Annotated in this window: 14 protein-coding genes, 16 tRNA genes, 3 rRNA genes and 1 pseudogene; 5 read left to right on the forward strand and 29 right to left on the reverse strand. The window is 46.3% G+C overall.

All coding sequences use genetic code 11. From position 1 onward, the window contains the following. Positions 1-25 precede the first annotated feature (25 nt). The 21 genes from OKX00_RS19450 to OKX00_RS19550 all read right to left on the reverse strand — a co-directional run bounded on the left by OKX00_RS19450 (position 26) and on the right by OKX00_RS19550 (position 8,403). Positions 26-367, reverse strand: coding sequence for a site-specific integrase (locus OKX00_RS19450; RefSeq protein ID WP_322114376.1), 342 nt, complete (start codon positions 365-367; stop codon positions 26-28). A gap of 168 nt (positions 368-535) precedes the next feature. After that, positions 536-620, reverse strand: a tRNA-Leu gene (locus tag OKX00_RS19455). A gap of 39 nt (positions 621-659) precedes the next feature. Next, positions 660-748 (reverse strand) — tRNA-Leu (locus tag OKX00_RS19460). A 17-nt stretch (positions 749-765) separates the two neighbouring features. Next, positions 766-840 (reverse strand) — tRNA-Cys (locus OKX00_RS19465). Positions 841-859: 19 nt separating this feature from the next. Continuing rightward, a tRNA-Gly gene (locus OKX00_RS19470) sits at positions 860-934 on the reverse strand. Positions 935-939: 5 nt separating this feature from the next. Continuing rightward, positions 940-1,014: transfer RNA gene (locus OKX00_RS19475), tRNA-Gln, on the reverse strand. 5 nt (positions 1,015-1,019) lie between these two features. After that, positions 1,020-1,095 (reverse strand) — tRNA-His (locus OKX00_RS19480). Positions 1,096-1,099: 4 nt separating this feature from the next. Further along, positions 1,100-1,173, reverse strand: a tRNA-Trp gene (locus tag OKX00_RS19485). 29 nt (positions 1,174-1,202) lie between these two features. Beyond that, positions 1,203-1,286: transfer RNA gene (locus OKX00_RS19490), tRNA-Tyr, on the reverse strand. 78 nt (positions 1,287-1,364) lie between these two features. Continuing rightward, positions 1,365-1,440 (reverse strand) — tRNA-Thr (locus OKX00_RS19495). Between the two features lie 8 nt (positions 1,441-1,448). Next, positions 1,449-1,524, reverse strand: a tRNA-Phe gene (locus OKX00_RS19500). Positions 1,525-1,528: 4 nt separating this feature from the next. Next, positions 1,529-1,604: transfer RNA gene (locus OKX00_RS19505), tRNA-Asp, on the reverse strand. A 4-nt stretch (positions 1,605-1,608) separates the two neighbouring features. Further along, positions 1,609-1,685, reverse strand: a tRNA-Met gene (locus tag OKX00_RS19510). A 92-nt stretch (positions 1,686-1,777) separates the two neighbouring features. Then, a tRNA-Val gene (locus OKX00_RS19515) sits at positions 1,778-1,853 on the reverse strand. 77 nt (positions 1,854-1,930) lie between these two features. Next, positions 1,931-2,005, reverse strand: a tRNA-Glu gene (locus tag OKX00_RS19520). Between the two features lie 16 nt (positions 2,006-2,021). Then, positions 2,022-2,113: transfer RNA gene (locus tag OKX00_RS19525), tRNA-Ser, on the reverse strand. A 6-nt stretch (positions 2,114-2,119) separates the two neighbouring features. Next, positions 2,120-2,194 (reverse strand) — tRNA-Asn (locus tag OKX00_RS19530). Positions 2,195-2,203: 9 nt separating this feature from the next. Further along, positions 2,204-2,319, reverse strand: a 5S ribosomal RNA gene (gene rrf / locus OKX00_RS19535). Between the two features lie 206 nt (positions 2,320-2,525). After that, positions 2,526-5,463: ribosomal RNA gene (locus OKX00_RS19540) — 23S ribosomal RNA — on the reverse strand. Positions 5,464-5,720: 257 nt separating this feature from the next. Next, positions 5,721-7,270 (reverse strand): 16S ribosomal RNA (locus tag OKX00_RS19545). Together the 16S, 23S and 5S rRNA genes with 16 tRNA genes alongside form the textbook arrangement of a ribosomal RNA operon. A 266-nt stretch (positions 7,271-7,536) precedes the next feature. Further along, positions 7,537-8,403, reverse strand: coding sequence for a nucleotidyltransferase-like protein (locus OKX00_RS19550; protein ID WP_265408505.1), 867 nt, complete (start codon positions 8,401-8,403; stop codon positions 7,537-7,539). 108 nt (positions 8,404-8,511) lie between these two features. Between OKX00_RS19550 and OKX00_RS19555 the strand changes: the two genes are divergently transcribed. Then, positions 8,512-8,880, forward strand: a complete 369-nt coding sequence (locus tag OKX00_RS19555; RefSeq protein ID WP_053355640.1) for a YgzB family protein — start codon at positions 8,512-8,514, stop codon at positions 8,878-8,880. A 30-nt stretch (positions 8,881-8,910) separates the two neighbouring features. Here the strand turns inward: OKX00_RS19555 and perR are convergent, their stop codons facing one another. Both perR and OKX00_RS19565 read right to left on the reverse strand, forming a co-directional pair. Further along, positions 8,911-9,345: a peroxide-responsive transcriptional repressor PerR gene (gene perR / locus OKX00_RS19560; protein ID WP_053355641.1), complete on the reverse strand. Its 435-nt coding sequence runs from the start codon at positions 9,343-9,345 to the stop codon at positions 8,911-8,913. Between the two features lie 230 nt (positions 9,346-9,575). After that, positions 9,576-10,685: an aminopeptidase gene (locus OKX00_RS19565; protein WP_053355642.1), complete on the reverse strand. Its 1,110-nt coding sequence runs from the start codon at positions 10,683-10,685 to the stop codon at positions 9,576-9,578. 149 nt (positions 10,686-10,834) lie between these two features. Between OKX00_RS19565 and OKX00_RS19570 the strand changes: the two genes are divergently transcribed. Beyond that, positions 10,835-11,014 (forward strand): H-type small acid-soluble spore protein, encoded by a 180-nt coding sequence (locus tag OKX00_RS19570; RefSeq protein WP_053355643.1) that lies wholly within the window; start codon positions 10,835-10,837, stop codon positions 11,012-11,014. Positions 11,015-11,054: 40 nt separating this feature from the next. On the opposite strand, the gene bcp is transcribed toward OKX00_RS19570, so the two are convergent. The 6 genes and pseudogenes from bcp to OKX00_RS19595 all read right to left on the reverse strand — a co-directional run bounded on the left by bcp (position 11,055) and on the right by OKX00_RS19595 (position 14,861). Beyond that, positions 11,055-11,525 carry a thioredoxin-dependent thiol peroxidase gene (gene bcp, locus OKX00_RS19575; RefSeq protein WP_265408506.1) on the reverse strand — a complete coding sequence of 157 codons (471 nt, stop codon included), beginning with the start codon at positions 11,523-11,525 and terminating at the stop codon, positions 11,055-11,057. 58 nt (positions 11,526-11,583) lie between these two features. Further along, the gene (locus OKX00_RS19580; RefSeq protein ID WP_416054264.1) at positions 11,584-12,006 is read right to left on the reverse strand and encodes a potassium channel family protein; all 423 of its coding nucleotides are present in this window, start codon (positions 12,004-12,006) and stop codon (positions 11,584-11,586) included. A gap of 142 nt (positions 12,007-12,148) precedes the next feature. Further along, a pseudogene (locus OKX00_RS23425) lies at positions 12,149-12,223 on the reverse strand (S8 family serine peptidase); the annotation flags it as partial. Between the two features lie 45 nt (positions 12,224-12,268). After that, positions 12,269-13,054 carry an ABC transporter permease gene (locus tag OKX00_RS19585; RefSeq protein WP_053355646.1) on the reverse strand — a complete coding sequence of 262 codons (786 nt, stop codon included), beginning with the start codon at positions 13,052-13,054 and terminating at the stop codon, positions 12,269-12,271. A gap of 6 nt (positions 13,055-13,060) precedes the next feature. Continuing rightward, on the reverse strand, positions 13,061-13,852 hold the full coding sequence (locus OKX00_RS19590; protein WP_053355647.1) for an ABC transporter permease: 792 nt from the start codon (positions 13,850-13,852) through the stop codon (positions 13,061-13,063). Beyond that, a complete protein-coding gene (locus tag OKX00_RS19595; RefSeq protein ID WP_265408507.1) occupies positions 13,845-14,861 on the reverse strand; it encodes an ABC transporter ATP-binding protein in 1,017 nt (338 codons plus the stop codon). The genes OKX00_RS19590 and OKX00_RS19595 overlap by 8 nt, the downstream gene beginning before the upstream one ends. Before the next feature lie 219 nt (positions 14,862-15,080). Between OKX00_RS19595 and OKX00_RS19600 the strand changes: the two genes are divergently transcribed. From OKX00_RS19600 to OKX00_RS19610, 3 genes are all read left to right on the forward strand, one after another. Then, positions 15,081-16,376, forward strand: a complete 1,296-nt coding sequence (locus OKX00_RS19600) for a glutamate-1-semialdehyde 2,1-aminomutase (RefSeq protein ID WP_265408508.1) — start codon at positions 15,081-15,083, stop codon at positions 16,374-16,376. A gap of 278 nt (positions 16,377-16,654) precedes the next feature. Then, complete coding sequence (locus tag OKX00_RS19605) at positions 16,655-21,115, forward strand: glutamate synthase-related protein (RefSeq protein ID WP_265408509.1); 4,461 nt, start codon at positions 16,655-16,657, stop codon at positions 21,113-21,115. 146 nt (positions 21,116-21,261) lie between these two features. Beyond that, a complete protein-coding gene (locus OKX00_RS19610) occupies positions 21,262-22,338 on the forward strand; it encodes an FUSC family protein (protein WP_265408510.1) in 1,077 nt (358 codons plus the stop codon). The last annotated feature ends 13 nt before the right edge of the window (positions 22,339-22,351 follow it).

Consider the following 22,351-nt stretch of genomic DNA (forward strand, 5'->3'; position numbering starts at 1 on the left):
CGCTGCTTTAAAAGCTTTACTTCTTTTATTGGGTTCGTGGTATATACCGTTCTTTATGAAGGTAATTGAAAAAGGCACGTACTGCCCGTAAACGCGTATTGATGCTGACAGTCTTTGCACCGGTGCCTTTCATATAACGAATGAGGTTTTCTTTTATTTGGTCAGAACTAATTTTCGCCGGCAAGGTCTCAATTTCTTGAACCTCGAGAAGTTTACGGAAAGACGATAATTCATTGCGGTAGTATTTAATCGTGTGGTCGCGAAGATTACGTATATCACAATCGTCTAGAAAGATATCGAGTAATTCGTCAAACTCGAACTTGTCCGGATAGTGCCACGTAATTGCGATAATTGTTTCGAGGATAATTCGTTACGACGTCTTACCATACATACGCCTCCAATCGTATTAGACGCAACATCGCGCACGATTCAACGCACACGATTATTTCGGTAAAATCGTACGTGGTGAACGACAAAAAAACGGCCCCTACCGAAGTAGAGACCGTTGATATCATCGTATTTCTAACGTATGTAATGGTACCGGTGGTCGGGGTCGAACCGACACTCCCAAGGGAACACGATTTTGAGTCGTGCGCGTCTGCCAATTCCGCCACACCGGCATGCAATTAATCATTAGGCAGTTAAGTTATAAAATATTATGGTGCCGAGGGCCGGACTCGAACCGGCACGATAGTCACCTACCGCAGGATTTTAAGTCCTGTGTGTCTGCCAATTCCACCACCCCGGCGCTGGGGAATTATGTAGTGGAGGCGGCAACCGGATTCGAACCGGTGGATAAGGGTTTTGCAGACCCTGGCCTTACCACTTGGCTATGCCGCCAGAAACAAACAAGATAATATGGAGCGGAAGACGGGATTCGAACCCGCGACCCCAACCTTGGCAAGGTTGTATTCTACCACTGAACTACTTCCGCATTGATGGCTGGGCTAGCAGGATTCGAACCTACGAGTGACGGAGTCAAAGTCCGTTGCCTTACCACTTGGCTATAGCCCATCATATGGGGCGACTGATGGGAATTGAACCCACGAATGCCGGAATCACAATCCGGTGCGTTAACCACTTCGCCACAATCGCCACATGGCAGGGGCAGTAGGAATTGAACCCACACCAAAGGTTTTGGAGACCTTCGTTCTACCTTTAAACTATGCCCCTAAATTGTTAATGTGCAACTAAAATTTAGATGGTGGAGGGGGACGGATTCGAACCGCCGAACCCAAAGGAGCGGATTTACAGTCCGCCGCGTTTAGCCACTTCGCTACCCCTCCATGAGAGACAAATCCTATTTTAATACAAATTCATCTATTCTTCAAGAAGAAATTCCTTACAGTTCTTGAAAAGAAAAGTGGTGCCGGCTAGAGGACTTGAACCCCCAACCTACTGATTACAAGTCAGTTGCTCTACCAATTGAGCTAAACCGGCAAAAAAAATGGTGGCTCGAGACGGAATCGAACCGCCGACACGAGGATTTTCAGTCCTCTGCTCTACCGACTGAGCTATCGAGCCAAAATGGCGGACCCGACCGGGGTCGAACCGGCGATCTCCTGCGTGACAGGCAGGCATGTTAACCACTACACCACGAGTCCATTTTGGTTGCGGGGACAGGATTTGAACCTGCGACCTTTGGGTTATGAGCCCAACGAGCTACCAGACTGCTCCACCCCGCGATAATATTAAGCTTACGGACGATATGTCCGAGTTAATGACTGTCTCTTCCTCTACAAGCAAATTCTTGAATGTAGAAAAAGTTAAGTATTAATGGTGGAGGATGACGGGTTCGAACCGCCGACCCCCTGCTTGTAAGGCAGGTGCTCTCCCAGCTGAGCTAATCCTCCGAAAAAGTTATATGTATAAAAATGGTTATTTTCGTTATTACGAAAAAACTTGGTTATTTTTCTTAACGAAAAAAACTTGGTGACCCGTACGGGATTCGAACCCGTGTTACCGCCGTGAAAGGGCGGTGTCTTAACCGCTTGACCAACGGGCCATATGTTGAAAAGTTATGGCGGAGAGCAAGGGATTTGAACCCTTGATACGGCGGTAACCGTATACACGATTTCCAATCGTGCTCCTTCGGCCACTCGGACAGCTCTCCAAAATATGGCTCCACAGGTAGGACTCGAACCTACGACCGATCGGTTAACAGCCGATAGCTCTACCACTGAGCTACTGTGGAATAATATATGCCTGGCAGCGTCCTACTCTTACAGGGGGAAGCCCCCAACTACCATCGGCGCTGAAGAGCTTAACTTCCGTGTTCGGTATGGGAACGGGTGTGACCTCTTCGCTATCGCCACCAGACATATGTAGGTTTTTCAACCTAGTTTGAGGTATATTCCCTCAAAACTAGATAACTTTTCATCCAAACTTTCACTGATGCTAACGTCCAGCTCCATGAACCATATCCTCGAGGTCGTTTCAATCCCTCCTGCGAACACCAAAAACGTGTTCTCGTCAGGATCTCCAACGCTTGTCGGATTTAAACGGTTCATACCGCTTTTGTTAATAAGGATAAGCCCTCGACCGATTAGTATCTGTCAGCTCCACGTGTCACCACGCTTCCACACCAGACCTATCAACCTCATCATCTCTAAGGGGTCTTACTCACTTGACGTGATGGGAAATCTCATCTTGAGGGGGGCTTCATGCTTAGATGCTTTCAGCACTTATCCCGTCCACACGTAGCTACCCAGCTATGCCCCTGGCGGAACAACTGGTACACCAGCGGTGTGTCCATCCCGGTCCTCTCGTACTAAGGACAGCTCCTCTCAAATTTCCTGCGCCCGCGACGGATAGGGACCGAACTGTCTCACGACGTTCTGAACCCAGCTCGCGTACCGCTTTAATGGGCGAACAGCCCAACCCTTGGGACCTACTTCAGCCCCAGGATGCGATGAGCCGACATCGAGGTGCCAAACCTCCCCGTCGATGTGGACTCTTGGGGGAGATAAGCCTGTTATCCCCAGGGTAGCTTTTATCCGTTGAGCGATGGCCCTTCCATGCGGAACCACCGGATCACTAAGCCCGACTTTCGTCCCTGCTCGACTTGTAGGTCTCGCAGTCAAGCTCCCTTGTGCCTTTACACTCTGCGAATGATTTCCAACCATTCTGAGGGAACCTTTGGGCGCCTCCGTTACAATTTAGGAGGCGACCGCCCCAGTCAAACTGCCCACCTGACACTGTCTCCGAACCGGATCACGGTTCCAGGTTAGAATTTCAATACAGTCAGGGTAGTATCCCACCGACGCCTCCATCGAAGCTGGCGCTCCGACTTCCCAGGCTCCTACCTATCCTGTACAAACTGTACCAAAATCCAATATCAAGCTGCAGTAAAGCTCCATGGGGTCTTTCCGTCCTGTCGCGGGTAACCTGCATCTTCACAGGTACTATAATTTCACCGGGTCTCTCGTTGAGACAGTATCCAAGTCGTTACACCTTTCGTGCGGGTCGGAACTTACCCGACAAGGAATTTCGCTACCTTAGGACCGTTATAGTTACGGCCGCCGTTTACTGGGGCTTCAATTCAGAGCTTCTCCCGTAAGGGATAACCCCTCCTCTTAACCTTCCAGCACCGGGCAGGTGTCAGCCCCTATACTTCGCCTTGCGGCTTCGCAGAGACCTGTGTTTTTGCTAAACAGTCGCTTGGATCTATTCACTGCGGCTCTCTCGGGCGTTAACCCTATCAGAGCACCCCTTCTCCCGAAGTTACGGGGTCATTTTGCCGAGTTCCTTAACGAGAGTTCTCCCGATCATCTTAGGATTCTCTCCTCGCCTACCTGTGTCGGTTTGCGGTACGGGCACCTCTTTCCTCACTAGAGGCTTTTCTTGGCAGTGTAGGATCAGGGACTTCGGTACTGTAATTTCCCTCGCCGTCACAGCTCAGCCTTCACGATTGCGGGATTTGCCTCACAATCAGCCTAACTGCTTAGACGCGCATTTCCAATCGCGCGCTCTCCCTACCTTCCTGCGTCCCCCCGTCGTTCAAACGGAAAGGAGGTGGTACAGGAATTTCAACCTGTTGGCCATCGCCTACGCCTTTCGGCCTCGGCTTAGGTCCCGACTAACCCTGAGCGGACGAGCCTTCCTCAGGAAACCTTAGGCTTTCGATGGACAAGATTCTCACTTGTCTTTCGCTACTCATACCGGCATTCTCACTTCAAAGCGCTCCACCAGTCCTTCCGGTCTGACTTCACCGCACTTCGAACGCTCCCCTACCACTGTACCCTAAGGTACAATCCATAGCTTCGGTGATACGTTTAGCCCCGGTACATTTTCGGCGCAGAGTCACTCGACCAGTGAGCTATTACGCACTCTTTAAATGGTGGCTGCTTCTAAGCCAACATCCTGGTTGTCTGGGCAACTCCACATCCTTTCCCACTTAACGTATACTTTGGGACCTTAGCTGATGGTCTGGGCTGTTTCCCTCTTGACTACGGATCTTATCACTCGCAGTCTGACTCCCGCGGATAAGTCTCTGGCATTCGGAGTTTGACTGAATTCGGTAACCCTGTGGGGGCCCCTAGTCCAATCAGTGCTCTACCTCCAGGACTCTAGCCGCGAGGCTAGCCCTAAAGCTATTTCGGGGAGAACCAGCTATCTCCGTGTTCGATTGGCATTTCACCCCTACCCACACCTCATCCCCGCACTTTTCAACGTGCGTGGGTTCGGGCCTCCATTCAGTGTTACCTGAACTTCACCCTGGACATGGGTAGATCACACGGTTTCGGGTCTACGACAACGTACTATGGCGCCCTATTCAGACTCGCTTTCGCTGCGGCTCCGCCTTATCAGCTTAACCTTGCACGTTATCGTAACTCGCCGGTTCATTCTACAAAAGGCACGCTGTCACCCGTTAATGGGCTCCAACTACTTGTAGGCACACGGTTTCAGGATCTCTTTCACTCCCCTTCCGGGGTGCTTTTCACCTTTCCCTCACGGTACTGGTTCACTATCGGTCACTAGGGAGTATTTAGCCTTGGGAGATGGTCCTCCCGGATTCCGACGGGGTTTCACGTGTCCCGCCGTACTCAGGATCCACTCAGGAGGGAACGAAGTTTCAACTACAGGGCTGTTACCTTCTTTGGCTGGCCTTTCCAGACCGCTTCATCTACCCCGTTCCTTTGTAACTCCATGTTGAGTGTCCTACAACCCCAGAGGGCAAGCCCTCTGGTTTGGGCTGATTCCGTTTCGCTCGCCGCTACTCAGGAAATCGCATTTGCTTTCTCTTCCTCCGGGTACTTAGATGTTTCAGTTCCCCGGGTCTGCCTTCTCATATCCTATGTATTCAGATATGGATACCATCCCATTACGGATGGTGGGTTCCCCCATTCGGAAATCCCCGGATCAATGCTTACTTACAGCTCCCCGAGGCATATCGGTGTTCGTCCCGTCCTTCTTCGGCTCCTAGTGCCAAGGCATCCACCGTGCGCCCTTTCTAGCTTAACCTTTAACCGAATCAGCTTTTCAGCTGAATCGTTTCACATGATCGTTAGATCATGGGTCTTGCATAATCAGCGCACAACTAATGAATTAGTTGGCTTTGTTTGGATGTTTCGTTATCTAGTTTTCAAGGAACATGGTCCGTGCGCGCAAAAAAACGCGTCACATAACCTCTATTGTTTGAAAGAAACGATGTTCTTTCAAAACCAAACAAAAGCTCAGGTAAGTTCATGAGGCTACTAAGTGCACTCATGTCTCCATAGAAAGGAGGTGATCCAGCCGCACCTTCCGATACGGCTACCTTGTTACGACTTCACCCCAATCATCTGTCCCACCTTCGGCGGCTGGCTCCTAAAAGGTTACCCCACCGACTTCGGGTGTTACAAACTCTCGTGGTGTGACGGGCGGTGTGTACAAGGCCCGGGAACGTATTCACCGCGGCATGCTGATCCGCGATTACTAGCAATTCCGGCTTCATGTAGGCGAGTTGCAGCCTACAATCCGAACTGAGAGTGGCTTTTTGGGATTGGCTCGGCCTCGCGGCTTTGCAACCCTTTGTACCACCCATTGTAGCACGTGTGTAGCCCAGGTCATAAGGGGCATGATGATTTGACGTCATCCCCACCTTCCTCCGGTTTGTCACCGGCAGTCACCTTAGAGTGCCCAACTGAATGCTGGCAACTAAGGTCAAGGGTTGCGCTCGTTGCGGGACTTAACCCAACATCTCACGACACGAGCTGACGACAACCATGCACCACCTGTCACTCTGTCCCCCGAAGGGGAAAGTCCTATCTCTAGGATGGTCAGAGGATGTCAAGACCTGGTAAGGTTCTTCGCGTTGCTTCGAATTAAACCACATGCTCCACTGCTTGTGCGGGCCCCCGTCAATTCCTTTGAGTTTCAACCTTGCGGTCGTACTCCCCAGGCGGAGTGCTTAATGTGTTAACGTCAGCACTGAGGGTGGAACCCCCCAACACCTAGCACTCATCGTTTACGGCGTGGACTACCAGGGTATCTAATCCTGTTTGCTCCCCACGCTTTCGCGCCTCAGCGTCAGTTACAGGCCAAAAAGCCGCCTTCGCCACTGGTGTTCCTCCACATCTCTACGCATTTCACCGCTACACGTGGAATTCCACTTTTCTCTCCTGCACTCAAGTTCCCCAGTTTCCAATGACCCTCCACGGTTGAGCCGTGGGCTTTCACATCAGACTTAAAGAACCGCCTGCGCGCGCTTTACGCCCAATAATTCCGGATAACGCTTGCCACCTACGTATTACCGCGGCTGCTGGCACGTAGTTAGCCGTGGCTTTCTGGTCAGGTACCGTCAAGGTACCGGCAGTTACTCCGGTACTTGTTCTTCTCTGACAACAGAGCTTTACGACCCGAAGGCCTTCATCGCTCACGCGGCGTTGCTCGGTCAGACTTTCGTCCATTGCCGAAGATTCCCTACTGCTGCCTCCCGTAGGAGTCTGGGCCGTGTCTCAGTCCCAGTGTGGCCGATCACCCTCTCAGGTCGGCTACGCATCGTCGCCTTGGTGAGCCGTTACCTCACCAACTAGCTAATGCGCCGCGGGCCCATCTGTAAGCGTCAGCACAAGGCCGACTTTCAAAAAAGAAACAGGCGTTTCTCTTTATCATCCGGTATTAGCTTCGGTTTCCCGAAGTTATCCCCGTCTTACAGGCAGGTTACCCACGTGTTACTCACCCGTCCGCCGCTAACCTCAGAGAGCAAGCTCTCTTTGGTCCGCTCGACTTGCATGTATTAGGCACGCCGCCAGCGTTCATCCTGAGCCAGGATCAAACTCTCCAATAAAGTGTTTGATATAGCTCTTAAAGTTTAAAAATTGATGGGATTGTAAAATCCCTGACTTACCTGGCTTTTGTTTGGTTTTCAAAGAACATTTTGTCGAATGCCGCTCGTTTTGGCGACTTTCTTAGGATAACATCTTTGGTGTAAGGTGTCAACCTCTTTTTTGTTTGTGTTTGTTCGTGTTTGCCGCGTCGTTTCAGCGACAAGTAGTACTATACCATGATAGCAAGAAAGAGGTCAACACCTTTTCAGAAAAAAGTTTAATTCCTTTATTTATTCGTTGTATAGTGGCGGTGAAACAAATGCTTGCCTTTGGTCTGCTGGCGGATTACATCCACAATTCCCTTTTCAATAAGGTGCTCAAGCAGGATTCCAAGATCAATAGAGTAATCTGCAATTTCACGGTGTTCCATCAGTTCAGCGACTGTCCACTCGTCTTGTTCTTCGAATATCGTTAATAAGTGGCCCGCGCCTAGCTTCGTTTTGGAGCTGATGGAAAATTCGCTTGCTATTAATAGAAGTTCGATCCGTTTATCAATGGATTCATTTCCGGTAATCAGTTCTTCATATAGTTTGTAGATTTGTGGCTCGATTACCTTTACTTGATTCCAAACTGTAATTTCCGGGTGGAACCCCCGTTCGATAACAGCCAGACGTGCCAGATGGTGGAGAGCATGGAGTATATGGTTGAACGAATCAAGGTGCTGTCCGCTGTGAAAAAGCTCTTTTCCATCAGAAAAGCGGCGAAGCAGTTTGGCAAATTCTAGCGTAATCTTTTTGGAGCGTTCAGGAACTGGGAATTTATCAAGTCTGTCTCTCAGTTCAGTGATATATTCGTTTCGGTTAAACAGGACCTTCCCATTAATGACCCAATCGACGACTCGGCGGTTTGAGCCGAGAAGAAGCCATTCATTCAGCCGCTCTTCTGTCACAATATGTAAAGCAGCAATCTTGTCATCAAATTCATAGTGTTTGACACTCCATGGTTTCTCCCCTTGAGTGACAATTATAAATAAGATGCAGTCAAAATTATCCGTTAATGGACTAAATGGTTTGTTCTTTTCAATCAATAGAACTCCAAGTGTGTTTTCGTTACTTGCCCTTTCTTGATAAAGCGGGCGTAACAAGTCTTCCATGCCTTCAACTCCCGTTCTAATTTCGGTCTCCATACATTTCAACGCAGCCGCTGAAAATCCTTTCTTTTTTTTCAAGTCCTTGTATACTGTAATTTAGGAGGGACAACCATGATAAAATATACGAGCAAGATCAATAAAATACGTACGTTTGCTTTAAGTCTTGTTTTTATTGGAATCATTATTATGTATGCCGGCATATTTTTTAGAAGTCACTTCATACTAATGTCATTATTTATGTTAATTGGATTTCTTGCAACCCTTGCAAGTGCCGGAGTTTATTTTTGGATTGGTATGATCTCAACGAATGCTGTTCAGGTTGTATGCCCAAATTGCGGGAAAGTCACCAAAGTATTAGGCCGCGCGGATGCGTGCATGGCATGCAATCAGCCGCTTACGCTTGATAAGGATCTTGAAGGTCTTGAATTTGACGAAAAATATAATTCAAGACGCGCTATGAAAAAGACCGCAAAAAAATAAGCTGATCCAGTCAAGCTGGTTCAGCTTATTTTAATGCTTTTTAGTTTTGCAATCCGGGCAAGTTCCGTAGATCTCCATGCGGTGGTGTCCAACGTCAAACCCCGTTACGGATTCAGCCAGGGTTTCAACCTCATCAAGTCCAGGATAGTGGAAATCCACTATTTTGCCGCATCCCTCGCATATAATGTGGTAATGCTCTGTCGTTACACAATCAAAACGGCTGGAAGCATCTCCGTAGGTCAATTCTTTAACGAGACCTACTTCTTTAAATACCCTAAGGTTATTATAGACCGTCGCAACGCTCATGTTAGGAAATTTACCCTCTAAGGATTTGTATATTTCATCTGCTGTTGGATGTGTCATAGATTGTATCAAGTGTTCCAGAATCGCATGACGCTGAGGAGTAATGCGAACTCCAGACTGTTTTAATGTATCTATTGCTTCATTTATGCGTACTTCAGACATCGTCATGCACCTCACTCTCAAAAGAAATTATTACATTATAATGTTTATAATTAGTGTATCTTGAACTGCCTGCTTTTGTCAATCCATTGGCCTAGAGTTACATTCTTATGATTCCCAAAATGCATATAAAAAGTGCGGGAGAGATTCCCGCACATCGATTAGAAGAGTTATTACTAAATCCTATGCAAATCATGAAACAAAGTATAGTCAGACGCCTTGATGTTTATTTTCTATTTTAGATTCTCAGGATTTAAGCCTTCAAGTTCCGGAATAACAAATAGGCCGTCTTTTCTGACTAATACATCATCAAAATACAGTTCACCGCCGCCATATTCAGGACGCTGGATGAGAACCATATCCCAGTGCACGGAAGAACGGTTTCCATTGTCCGCATCTTCATATGCCTCTCCAGGTGTAAAGTGAATACTGCCGCAAATTTTTTCATCAAAAAGGATGTCGCCCATTGGATGCTGGATCATCGGGTTAACACCGATCGCAAACTCTCCTACAAAGCGTGCCCCATCATCAGTATCAAAGATTTCATTGAGTTTCTCTGAGTTGTCAGCTGTTGCTTCTACAATTTTGCCGTTTTCAAACGTAAGACTGACATTGTTGAATATCGTTCCGCGGTAAGGACACGGTGTATTATAGGTGATTGTCCCATTTACACTGTCCTTGACCGGGGCCGTAAAGACTTCCCCATCCGGGATATTGTTCTCACCTGCACATTTAACAGCGGGGATTCCTTTAATGGAAAACGAAAGGTCGGTACCAGGCGATACAATTCTTACCTTGTCCGTACGCTCCATCAATTCTTTTAAAGGCTGCTGTGCCTGCTCCATCTTTTTATAATCCACATTGCAGACATCCAATAGGAAGTTCTCAAACGACTCGAAGCTCATTTTAGCTTTCTGAGCAAGTCCCTTGGTAGGGTAATTCAAAAGCACCCATTTACGTTCATTAATGATGACTTTTTGCACGGGTTTAAAGTACTCACCGCGAAGCTGGAACTTGTCGCCAGGAACTTCAGACAGCTCGGAATCATTCTCTGAACTTGCGATGGAGATATACGCATCCACCTCTTTGACTCTTTTCAAATCCCAGCCCATTGAGGTTTCCAGCTGCTCTGCTTCATAGCCTGTAATTAAGTAACGGCTGATTTCGTCATCATATATATTCACGTACGGATAAGCACCCATCGCGTAAGCTTCTTTAATGAGGGCTTTAATTAATGGCCTGGCAGTTAGAGGTGAAGTGATCAGCACACGCTCTCCTTTTTTTAATTCTACAGAGTGGTGCAGCAGGGTCCTGGCAAGAGTGACGACTCTTTCATCTAACATTGTAAACCTCCCCTATTCTATGTATCTTTAAAAAATTACAACAATTCCATCTTATCATTAAAACCTTCATGTTGCCCATAATTAATCCGGGAGTATATACCTGGTTCATATGCTCATACTATAAGAAAAAATTAAGGGGGCATGTTACAATGAACGTGGATCGAGCAAAACAGATTATTTCTTCGCCTAGCGAAATTGAAGTGATGTATTTTGGTAAGCCAGTATGGATTGAGTCCATTAATTCATCAAGCGGAACAGCCTGGGTGCATCCCAATGAAGAACCTGATCATGACATGGAAGTGCCAGTAAGCGATCTGCTTGAGCATTAATTGCAAAAGGGCCTGCTTTCAAAAAGCAGTGCCCTTTTCTTTATTTCATGTTTTCTTTTATATAAGCCAGAACTTCATCAATATGCTCTTTCACTTTCACTTTTCTATACTCTTTCACAACGTTTCCTTCTTTATCGAGAATGAAAGTTGAGCGCTCAATTCCCATGTACTCTTTTCCGAAGTTCTTCTTTAGTTTCCAAACTCCGAAAAGCTCTGCTGCTTCATGTTCCTCGTCTGCCAAAAGCAAGAACGGCAGGCCATATTTATCAATAAATTTTTCGTGTCGGGCCATCGGATCTGTACTGACTCCGAGAATCACGGCATCCAAATCCTTAAATTCATCATGCTTGTCCCTGAAATCACAAGCTTGAGTCGTGCATCCAGGGGTCATATCTTTCGGGTAAAAGTACAACACCACATTTTCCCCCTGGAAATCTGATAGCTTTACATCTTCTCCATTACTTGCCGGCAATGTAAAATCCGGTGCTTTTTCTCCTGTGGTAACTGTCAAGGATATCCCTCCTGTTTAACTTCATCTATATAAAGAGGGTAACCAATTCCACGCGTTCCTACAACTTTTTTGATGCCGGTTCCCTGTCGATGACTGAAGACAGTACAAATGCAGCTGGGAGCAAGTAGCCGATCAGTGCTTCTACTATGGACAGCCATCTGCCAGCCCCCAGCGGAGTCAAATCCCCATATCCTACAGAGAGCATCGTCATCGAGCTGAAATACATGGCATCATCAATTACATGAAAAAAATGGCGATGCCCGATCACCTCCCCGTGCTTCACGAGAACATGAATATCCATGAGAAGCAGCGAGGTATACATGAGCCCGAAACCCAGGATGATGGTGACATAAACGATAACAAGCACGAAAAGGTGGTTTAATGACATGAGCTGATGCTTCATGACCGGGTGTGAAAAAAGGGATTGAAGACTTTTATATACTATAAACCCTGATAATAAAAGCATCGCTAAATAAATCAAATCCCCCACCGCCTCTGTTAGCAGTGTATGCTGCCCTTTGGACAAATAGGACAGGTATATAATAGGGCTGAACATTAAAAAGAACACAAAAAAGGGCTGGAAAACGATTTTTTTCTTTTTATATGGATAAGTATCTTACAGCATTACTTTTTCCTTGTGAAGCAAGCAATCCGGCTACACCCGCAACAAGAGGAGTCGCCATGGATGTTCCAGATATCCAAAATAAAAAACAGACACTCCTAAAAGAGTGCCTGTTTACCGGCTAATTCCCTGCCCCACGATATTTTGTTACACCTATATTCCATAAAAAAACAGAGATAGCGAAGAAAATGACGCCGATCAGAGGTGTGATGAAGGCATAATGGTACCACTCTTCCCTGCCAAGAAAATAAGCTGCCGGATAGACTCCGACGAAAGCAAAAGGAAGAATCCACGTAAGTACATAGCGAATGATCCGATTATAAATATCTACCGGATAACGGCCGTAGTTTCCGATGTTGTACATCATCGGCATAATATCCGTTCTGCTGTCCGACCAGAAACCGATGCTCGCCAGCGTAACAAAGATTCCTGCATACACAAGGGCACCGCCTGCCACCAGAACGAGAAAAATAAATGGATCATACCAATGCAAGCTTAATCCCAGATTGTTTCCAGCATAATACATAATCGCCAGGCCTGTAACGCCTCCGAACAATGACTCAAGTTCCATCCGTTCCAAGATAATCTGAAACAGACTATGGATCGGCCGGGTCAGAATTCTGTCCATTTCCCCTTTCACGATATAGCGGTCCGTGAAATCCCAAATGTTAAAGAAAGCACCGAAAACCGCAAATGGCACAAGAAAAAAGCCATAGATAAAGACCATCTCATCTTTGCTCCAGCCTTTTAGCAGACTGGTGTGGCCGAATACCACGAGTATGAAAATAAGGTTAACAGCTTGAAAGAGCAGGTCCGAAAATATATCAACGAGCATATCTGCACGATAGGTCAGCCTTGTTTTTAAGTATTGGCCTGCATATTGAAAAAAGATAGAAAGATAGGACATTCCTCATTACCCTCCTTGCACGATGAGCTGACGTTTTGCTGTTGTCCACAGCACCTGGATCGGTATAAAGAGAACGAGGCACCACAGTGCTTGATTCATCAGCCCGTGGATAACTTCACTTCCCTGAAACCCTTCCGTAAAGATCATGCTCGGAATATAACTGATTCCCTGAAACGGCAGATAGCCCATAATACTTTGGGCCCAGCCGGGAAAGAAGCTGATTGGCAGGATTAGCCCCGAGAACAGATCGATTACGACACGCTTTGCCCGGATTAAACCATCATTATTAAATAGGAAGAAGGTTGCAATTCCTGTGAGTAAATTGATCTGAGTATTAATAATGAAGCTTAAAATAATAGATACCAGGAAATACAGCCATGTTGCCGGATGACTAGTAAACTGGATCGGAAAGATAAAATAGACGATGACCATGCCTGGTACCGAGAAAAAGAGAATCCTGAAAATACCTTCTCCCAATCCCTGCATCATCTTCATGCTAATGTAGTTATACGGCCGGATCATCTCGATGGCCACTTTTCCTTCCTTGATCTCAAGCGCTATTTCCCTGTCGATATTATTAAAGTAGAAGGCCCTTGCCATCCAGGAGACCGCAATGTATGTAGTCATCTGGACAATAGAGAGATGCTGGATTGATGGTTTATCCCCATAGATTGCACTCCACAAAAAGTAATACGCTCCGATATTGATGCTATAGATCAAAATACCGCTGTAATAGTTTGTCCGGTAGGCCAGCATCATCAAGAAGCGGATGCGGATCATTTCTAAATATTTAGCCATTCCGGACTGCTCCTTCTTCGTAAATATTGCGAATAATTTCTTCTGTTGTAATCTCAACAATCTTTAAGTCAGCAATTCTCTTTGCAGCAACGACCCTGCCGATGACCGCAGAGATCACTTCCTCATCGTTCTCCACGCTTGCTGTCCAGCTGTTCGCATTGCTGCCTTGCTCCCACACAACAAGGTGTTCCTTCGTCAGTTCGTGCAGTTCATTCATAAACACATCCTCAGTGAAAAGGAATTGAATCTGCTTGCCTTCTCCCCAGTTTTCACGGAGCTGGCGAAGGGCTCCATCGTAGATGATCTTCCCTTCATCGAGCATGATGACCCGTTCACATAGCGCCTCTATGTCTGACAGATCATGTGTAGTCAAAAGAATGGTCGTTCCGTATTTTGCATTAATCTCTTTTAAAAATTCACGGATCTTAAGCTTCACCAGCACATCCAGCCCGATGGTAGGTTCATCGAGGAACAGAAGCGGCGGGTTGTGAATAAGCGCTGCCGCAAGTTCACATCTCATACGCTGTCCTAAAGACAGCTTTCGCACCGGTTTATCGAGCAGAGGTTCAATCGCCAGTGTTTGTATTACATCCGTCATGTGAGAGTTATAGAATTCATCCGGAACATTGTAGACTTTCTTCAGCAGCCGGAAGGATTCCTGAACTGCAATATCCCACCATAACTGAGATCTCTGCCCGAACACCACCCCGATGCTGCGTACAAATTTCTCCCTGTCTTTATGGGGGTTCATTCCATTAACCATTACTTGCCCTGAAGTGGGCGTCAGAATGCCTGTCAGCATTTTGATGGTCGTGGACTTACCGGCACCGTTTTCCCCGATATAACCAACCATTTCCCCTTTACGTATCTGCAGAGAGATGTCATCCACTGCTGTCTTGATGGTGTAGTTTCTCGTAAACAGATCACGAAATGCTCCCTTAAGCCCCGAACGGCTGGAATGGGATGTGAATTCTTTACGCAAATCTTTTACATCTATAATATAATCCATTGTGTTTTTCCTCCGAAAACTTTCTTCATGGTGCCAGGCACCCGTTTTTAACCAGCATGAACTAGTTTATCCTAAGTCTCCGTTTACCTCAATCTATTTAGCCTGCTTAAGCGGATCCTCTACAGCATCGCCTAAAACATGCTACAATATATGATGGATTTTAATTGTATTGTTTCATTTACCCCGTGGGGAATGTATGGACAGCAAGGAGGAAAATCAATGAATCATCAGCAGTCAGAATTATTATATAAGGAAGCACAAGAACATATTGTCGGTGGAGTGAACAGCCCTTCACGTTCTTTTAAAGCAGTAGGTGGAGGAGCACCAGTATTCATGGAAAGAGCACAAGGAGCCTACTTCTGGGATGTGGACGGAAATCGGTACATCGATTACTTGGCAGCATACGGACCCATCATTACAGGCCACGCCCATCCGCATATCACAAAAGCCATAGCGAAGGCTGCGGAAAACGGCGTGTTGTTCGGCACACCGACAAGCCTGGAAGTGAGGTTTGCAAAAATGCTGAAAGAGGCGATGCCTGCCATGGAAAAGGTGAGGTTTGTCAACTCAGGCACAGAAGCAGTCATGACAACGATCCGTGTAGCCCGCGCTTACACTGGACGCGACAAGATCATAAAGTTTGCAGGCTGCTATCATGGCCATTCAGATCTCGTACTTGTAGCCGCCGGTTCTGGCCCATCAACACTCGGAACACCTGATTCCGCCGGCGTTCCGAAAAGCATCGCTCAGGAAGTCATCACAGTTCCCTTCAATGATATTGATTCCTACCGTGAGGCGTTAGACCGCTGGGGTGATCAGATTGCTGCGGTTCTCGTTGAACCCATCGTCGGAAACTTCGGTATCGTTGAACCTAAAGAAGGTTTTTTGAAAGCTGTAAATGAGCTGACTCACAAGGCCGGCGCTCTCGTCATCTATGATGAAGTCATCACGGCTTTCCGCTTTATGTATGGCGGTGCACAAGATCTTCTTAACGTAAAACCGGATATGACTGCCCTTGGAAAAATCATCGGCGGAGGCCTGCCGATCGGAGCATACGGCGGCAAGAAAGAAATTATGGAAAAAGTAGCGCCTTTAGGACCCGCTTATCAGGCAGGAACAATGGCCGGAAATCCGGCTTCCATCTCTGCGGGAATCGCATGTCTTGAAGTTCTTCAAGAAGAAGGCGTATATGAAAGAATGGATGAACTAGGCAAACAGCTTGAAGAAGGTATCCTGGGGCATGCAAAGGCCTATGGTGTTCCCATTACGATCAACCGTTTAAAAGGGGCGCTTACCGTCTACTTTACGAATGAGAAAATCGTGAACTATGAACAGGCTGAAAACACCGATGGAGAGCGATTTGGAAAATACTTCAAAGCCATGCTTGCAGAAGGAATCAACCTTGCTCCCTCTAAGTATGAAGCCATGTTTCTAACCACCGCTCATACAGATCAAGACATCGCTGAAACGCTCGAAGCGGTTGAACGTTCGTTTAAGAAAATTACTTCGATGTAAATTTATGAAACAGAGTGCATAAACCACTCTGTTTTTTCACTCCAAAATGTAAGCGCTTTCTTAAATGATTGTGCTCAAAGTACCACCTCAGCCCTCCTTTTATATACATTAGTTTGAATAAAAATAATTGACTGACTATTCGAACGATGATAATATTTAACTATATTGGTCAATTGGTTTAAAACAATACACGGGTAAAGAGATAAAACCATTTCTCGCGATGTGGTTTTTTTATGTCTTATAAGGTATGAAACATAGGGGTAAGGGAGGCTTTCGTAATGGGTAAATCATGGAGTCCTGCTTTGTTTAAGGATTATCGCAAGCAGGAATTTGACAGCTGTGGAATCGTATCGGTGATTGAGAAAGAGAACATTCCGACCAAGAAAAATGTGGATGATGCTATTCATGCTTTGATTACGATGAACCATAGAGCAGGCTTTATTGAAAATGAAGGTGATGGTATCGGTATCAATATCGATATCCCCCGACTTCTTTGGAAGGAAAAGCTTACAAGCAAAGGCTTTCCTTCTTCTGCTGTGGATTCTGATCATTTTATTGTCGGCCATTTTTTCATCGACAAAAAGGCGGACAGCCGCTCAGAGATGGAAGCGGTTAAACAATGGTTTGAGAAGTATCACCTTGAGCTTATATATGAAACAACAGAGGTTACAAATTCTGCGGCCTTAGGGCCCATCGCTCGCGGTGAAGAACCAGTCTTCTGGCAGGCAGCACTGCTTCCTGTTAAAAATCATGAAGAGCTGGACCGTACGCTTTATCACCTGCTGATTGATATCGAAACGTCCCCGGCAGTCCATGTCGCTTCTCTCAGCAATCACCATGCTGTCTATAAAGTCATGGGTTCAGGCGAAACACTGCCTGCCTATTATGAAGATTTAACAAACCCGCTCATCGCGTCAACCATTACTTTAGGCCACAACCGCTATTCTACCAATACATTGTCCACCTTTTTCAGAGTCCAGCCTTTCAGCGTTCTTGGACATAACGGCGAACTGAATACGATCGCCAAACTCCGTGAAGAAGCTGAAATTATTGGTATTCCGGTTACTGATGGCGGAAGCGACTCACAAGATTTAAACAGAGTCATTGAAACATTGATCCTTCGAGAAGGATTCTCCTTGTTCGAAGCGATGGACGTTCTGTTTCCTCCCATCATTCATGAAATCAAGGCCTACCCTTCTCACTTAAAGGATTTGTATACCTATTTAAGGGAAGCCTGGGGACATTTTGCTCAAGGGCCTGCAGGAATCATCTCAAGATTCGGAAACGAAGCGGTTTTTAGTGTAGATGCCCTTGGACTCCGTCCGATCTGGCAGCTCGAAACAGATACTTCCTTCTACTTCTCATCTGAACAAGGAATTCTTTCCAACAATGACTTTACAGCGGAGCCAAAAAGCTTTGCTCCCGGTGAAAAGGTTGGATTGAAACGGGAAGATGACGGCCGCCTTACTTATTACAATCACAATGATTACCAGGAGCAGGTCTTCCAAAAGATGGAGACCAGGATCTGTGTTGACGGTGCCAGGCACCGGTTAGAAACACCTTCCCTGGAGATCGGGCCTTTCCGTGCAGCTCTGAAAAAACATAACGGATGGTATGCCGCCTATGGCTGGGACAGAGAACAGATCCATCAGCTTGAACAGATGGCAGAAAAAGGAGTCGAACCTATTCAATCGCTCGGCCACGATTCTCCACTGGCCGCTCTTCATCCTGAACGCCAAAACATTGCTGATTTTATTAAAGAAAGTGTAGCTGTTGTTACCAACCCGGCGATTGACAGAGACAGGGAAACCGAGCATTTTTCTACCCGTACCGTTCTCGGAAAACGGCCTTCCCTCTTTAAAAAAGAAAAAGAACTGAATACGATTGAACTCCTTACACCGCTGCTGGTTGAAGGGATAGATGGGAAAAACCTTTCGGAGCAATTCAACCATCCATCTTATGAGCAAGTAGCAGCCTATTTTGAAGGAAGAAATGAAAAGTATGTTCTTCATTCTGTCATGCTGGAAAGTGAGACCGTGGAAGAAGCACTTTCCCGCCTCTCTGCTGAAGCCGCAACAGCCGCAGAAAATGAAGCTGCGGTTATCATTCTGGATGACAACCAGGCACACAGAAAACATCTTTGGCTTGATCCTCATCTGGTTCTGTCAGCAGTGGATCAAAGCCTCAGAAAGAAGTTCCTGAGACGCAGTGTTTCATTGATTCTCAGATCTGCTGCCATCCGTTCTCTGCATGATATCATCCTTATAATCGGGCTTGGCGCTGATGCAGTCAGCCCATACCTTCTGTTTGAGACCGTAACCGAGCCTGAGAACCAGCTCCCTGCGGCCAAATTATTTGAAGCATTAAACAAAGGGCTGGAGAAAGTGATTTCCACAATCGGTATCCATGAGTTAAGGGGATACGACCGCCTCTTTTCCAGCATCGGGCTGAGCAGCGAAATTGCCGAAACATTGAATATCGTAAACTTCTTTGGCTCAGAATCGCTTGGATATAATTTTGCTAAACTGAAAGAAGACAGTCTTGCAAGAAAAGAAGTGTTCAGGCAAACTGACGCAAGAGCAAGCAAGAGCTTCCGTTTGTTCCCAAGAATTTGGAAATCGATCGGAGACATCGCCAGCGGTAAATCAGATTACAGAACCTATGCAGATAAATTGGAGGATCAGGAAAAAAGCAATCCTATTGCCATTCGCCATCTGACCGACCTGTCCAGTTCTGAAACACCAGTTGATCCGGCTCATGTCGATATTGGTGTAAAAGATCACAGCCTTCCTTTTGTGATCAGCTCTATGTCTTTCGGTTCACAAAACGAGACCGCATTTCGAGCCTATGCTGAAGCGGCTGATGTGCTGAATATGATCAGCTTAAACGGCGAGGGCGGCGAAATCAAAGACATGATTGGAAAATATCCGAAGACACGCGGACAGCAGATCGCTTCTGGACGCTTTGGGGTCAATATCGAACTGCTAAACTCATCCAATCTATTGGAAATCAAAATCGGTCAGGGAGCTAAACCTGGTGAAGGAGGCCATCTGCCAGGTTCGAAGGTTACCGAGAAAATCGCAGAGGCCCGAAATGCCACAGTCGGATCAGATTTAATTTCGCCTTCCAACAACCATGATATCTACTCCATCGAAGATCTGGCACAGATGATCACCGAACTAAAAACGGCCAACGACCAAGCAAAAGTATCTGTTAAAGTACCTGTCGTCCCTAACATCGGCACCATATCCGTCGGCATTGCTAAAGCAGGGGCAGACATCATTACGCTGAGCGGTTTCGATGGCGGAACCGGAGCTGCGCGGGTGCATGCTCTCCAGCATGTCGGATTGCCTGCCGAGATCGGAGTAAAAGCTGCCCATACCGCACTGCTTGAAGCCGGATTGAGGCATAAAGTCGAGCTTTGGGCTGATGGAGGCATCCGCAGTGCTCTTGATGCAGTGAAAATGATGCTGCTAGGCGCAAACAGGATCGGGTTTGGCACCCTTTCCATGGTAGCCATCGGCTGTACGACCTGCCGCGGCTGCCATCTTGATACGTGCCATGTAGGAATAGCCACTCAGATTGATTCCGAGCAAAAAGCGAGAGACCATGGGCTCCGCCGCTTTGTTCCAAGGCAATTCGACCCCGCTGTCCAAGGTCTTGTCAGACTGTTCACTGAGTTTGGCAATGAACTGCGGCAGCTTACGGCTTCTCTTGGTTTTACATCGGCACAGGAACTTGTAGGACGATCAGATCTGTTAATGCAAAATCGGGGACTCAATCAGCTGGATCTCTCTTCCCTGCTGGAAAAATCGACTGTAGAAGAGATGATCCCATTGCCGCATGTACAGGAATCCCTCCTTGCTGCCGTAACAATGGCGGCCGGTGCGGAATATTTGGATGACGATGTTACCCAGCTCTCTCATTCAAGAGACTTTCAATTTGTAACGGCCGAACAGCGTGTTCTCGGCAGCCGGGTTTCAGGGCACAAGACCCGTTCACAGCGAAACGGAAAACAGCCGGATATCCACCTTCATTTTAAAAACGGATCTATTCCTGGAAACGGGCTAGGGGCCTATACATCAAAAGGCATTAAAATTAAAGTAGAAGGCGGAGCACAGGACGGGCTGGCAAAAACCGCATTCGGCGGGTCCATCACCATCTTGAAATCAAAGGGGAAAAACGGACAGTATTACAATGGTTCTGTAGGTAAAGGATTTGCCTACGGCGCTCAGAAAGGGCTCTTTATGATTCAGGGAAATGCAGATGCAAGAGCCGGAATCCGCCTATCTGGAGCAGATCTTATCATCGGCGGCAAACTTGCTGCTCCGGTCATAACAGATCGTGGAAATACCGGAGTAAACGCCAACATCAAAGGATTTGCCTTTGAATATATGACCAATGGCAGAGGGCTCGTACTCGGGGATCCAGGTCCATGGATCTGCGCCGGAATGACCGGAGGAGTCGTCTATCTTCGCCTCCAGCCCGAAATGGGTCTGACGTATGAAGTATTGAGAACAAGGATCGCGAAAGGTGCAAAAGTTTCATTGGAGCCCATCGGGTTTAAGGGTGCGGAGGACATTAATGAGCTGCTGACAAAGTATTCAGCTGCGCTTGTAAAATCAGAGCAGTTTGAAGAAGCTGCTGAAATCAAGTATCTCAAGGAACATCCGCTTGAACATTTTGTGCAGGTCATTCCTGTAAAAGAACAGGCTGATCCCGATGTTTCCACGGAATAAATAGCCAAAATAGTAGAAAAGATCTCTTTATAGAGATCTTTTTTAATTCATATTTTTGTTATAAATGAATACTTGATTATTAGTGGGAATCATTGTATAGTTGTCAAGATTATTATCTTACTTATAGAAGGGAACACCAATTCAAGATGAAACTTGGAGCCCGAATGATAAAAACGGGATTAGCCATCACCATGGCCATTTATTTAGCCATGTTTTTCAACCTGAGTACACCTGTCTTTGCTGCAATCGCAGCAACATTTGCCATTCAGCCATCGATCTACAGGTCCTATCAAACCATTATTGAGCAGGCTCAGGGTAATATAATCGGAGCATTCTTTGCCATCGTCTGGGTCCTTTTGCTGGGCAACAGCCCGTTTGTCATCGGATTTGTAGTCGTTATTGTCATCGCTGTAAACTTAAAGATGAAGAATGAAAAGACCATTCCCCTTGCCATCGTGACGGTTATTGTCATTATGGAAAGTCAGACACCTAATTTTATATCGTTTGCGATGGGCCGTTTTCTATTGATCATGCTGGGCGTCGTATCAGCTTTTCTTGTCAATCTGATTTTTATGCCGCCAAAATATGAAACAAAACTTTACTTCAGTATCTCTAATCTGACAGACGACATCATCAAATGGATCCGTATGATTATCCGGCATGCCTCTGATTATTCTGCCATCAAGGATGACATAGGGACAATGAAAGAAAACAGCTTTAAAATGGATCAGCTCTATCTTTTATACAAAGAAGACCGCACTTATTTTAAAAACAATCAATTTACCAAAGGCCGTAAGCTTGTACTCTACCGGCAGATGATTTTTACGACTAAAAAATCTCTCGAACTGCTAAGAAGTCTTCACCGCCATGAGAATGAAATGCTCTGCATGCCTGAAGATCTTCAACATCTGATCACGGAACAGCTTGACTGTCTGACCAATTACCATGAACAAATCCTTTTGAAATACACTGGTAAAATCCGTTCACAGCATTCTGTTGGCATGCTTGATGAGCTATGTGAGAATAAAAGTTCTTTAATGCAGTCGTTCATGAGTTATTATACGACTCCCCATAATGATCAATGGATGCAGCTGTTTCCTGTTTTCGCCTTAATAATCGATTACAGTGATCAATTGGAGCATTTGAACCGGCTCGTTGAGAGCTTCAAAAACCATCACACCGATGACAATGAGCTAACGATTAAAGAACAGAAAATAGATTAGAATATTAGTCCGT

Origin of the sequence: Fictibacillus sp. KU28468, assembly GCF_026153615.1 — a bacterium.
Taxonomy (GTDB): domain Bacteria; phylum Bacillota; class Bacilli; order Bacillales; family Fictibacillaceae; genus Fictibacillus_C; species Fictibacillus_C marinisediminis.

Bases quoted from the DNA above. Each gene is read 5' to 3' on its own strand.
- OKX00_RS19600 (WP_265408508.1), top strand. From the start codon at position 15,081: ATGAATCATCAGCAGTCAGAATTATTATATAAGGAAGCACAAGAACAT.
- OKX00_RS19570 (WP_053355643.1), top strand. From the start codon at position 10,835: ATGAACGTGGATCGAGCAAAACAGATTATTTCTTCGCCTAGCGAAATT.
- OKX00_RS19610 (WP_265408510.1), top strand. From the start codon at position 21,262: ATGAAACTTGGAGCCCGAATGATAAAAACGGGATTAGCCATCACCATG.
- OKX00_RS19565 (WP_053355642.1), bottom strand. From the start codon at position 10,685: ATGTTAGATGAAAGAGTCGTCACTCTTGCCAGGACCCTGCTGCACCAC.
- OKX00_RS19585 (WP_053355646.1), bottom strand. From the start codon at position 13,054: ATGTCCTATCTTTCTATCTTTTTTCAATATGCAGGCCAATACTTAAAA.
- OKX00_RS19595 (WP_265408507.1), bottom strand. From the start codon at position 14,861: ATGGATTATATTATAGATGTAAAAGATTTGCGTAAAGAATTCACATCC.
- OKX00_RS19555 (WP_053355640.1), top strand. From the start codon at position 8,512: ATGATAAAATATACGAGCAAGATCAATAAAATACGTACGTTTGCTTTA.
- OKX00_RS19590 (WP_053355647.1), bottom strand. From the start codon at position 13,852: ATGGCTAAATATTTAGAAATGATCCGCATCCGCTTCTTGATGATGCTG.
- OKX00_RS19605 (WP_265408509.1), top strand. From the start codon at position 16,655: ATGGGTAAATCATGGAGTCCTGCTTTGTTTAAGGATTATCGCAAGCAG.
- perR (WP_053355641.1), bottom strand. From the start codon at position 9,345: ATGTCTGAAGTACGCATAAATGAAGCAATAGATACATTAAAACAGTCT.
- OKX00_RS19550 (WP_265408505.1), bottom strand. From the start codon at position 8,403: ATGGAAGACTTGTTACGCCCGCTTTATCAAGAAAGGGCAAGTAACGAA.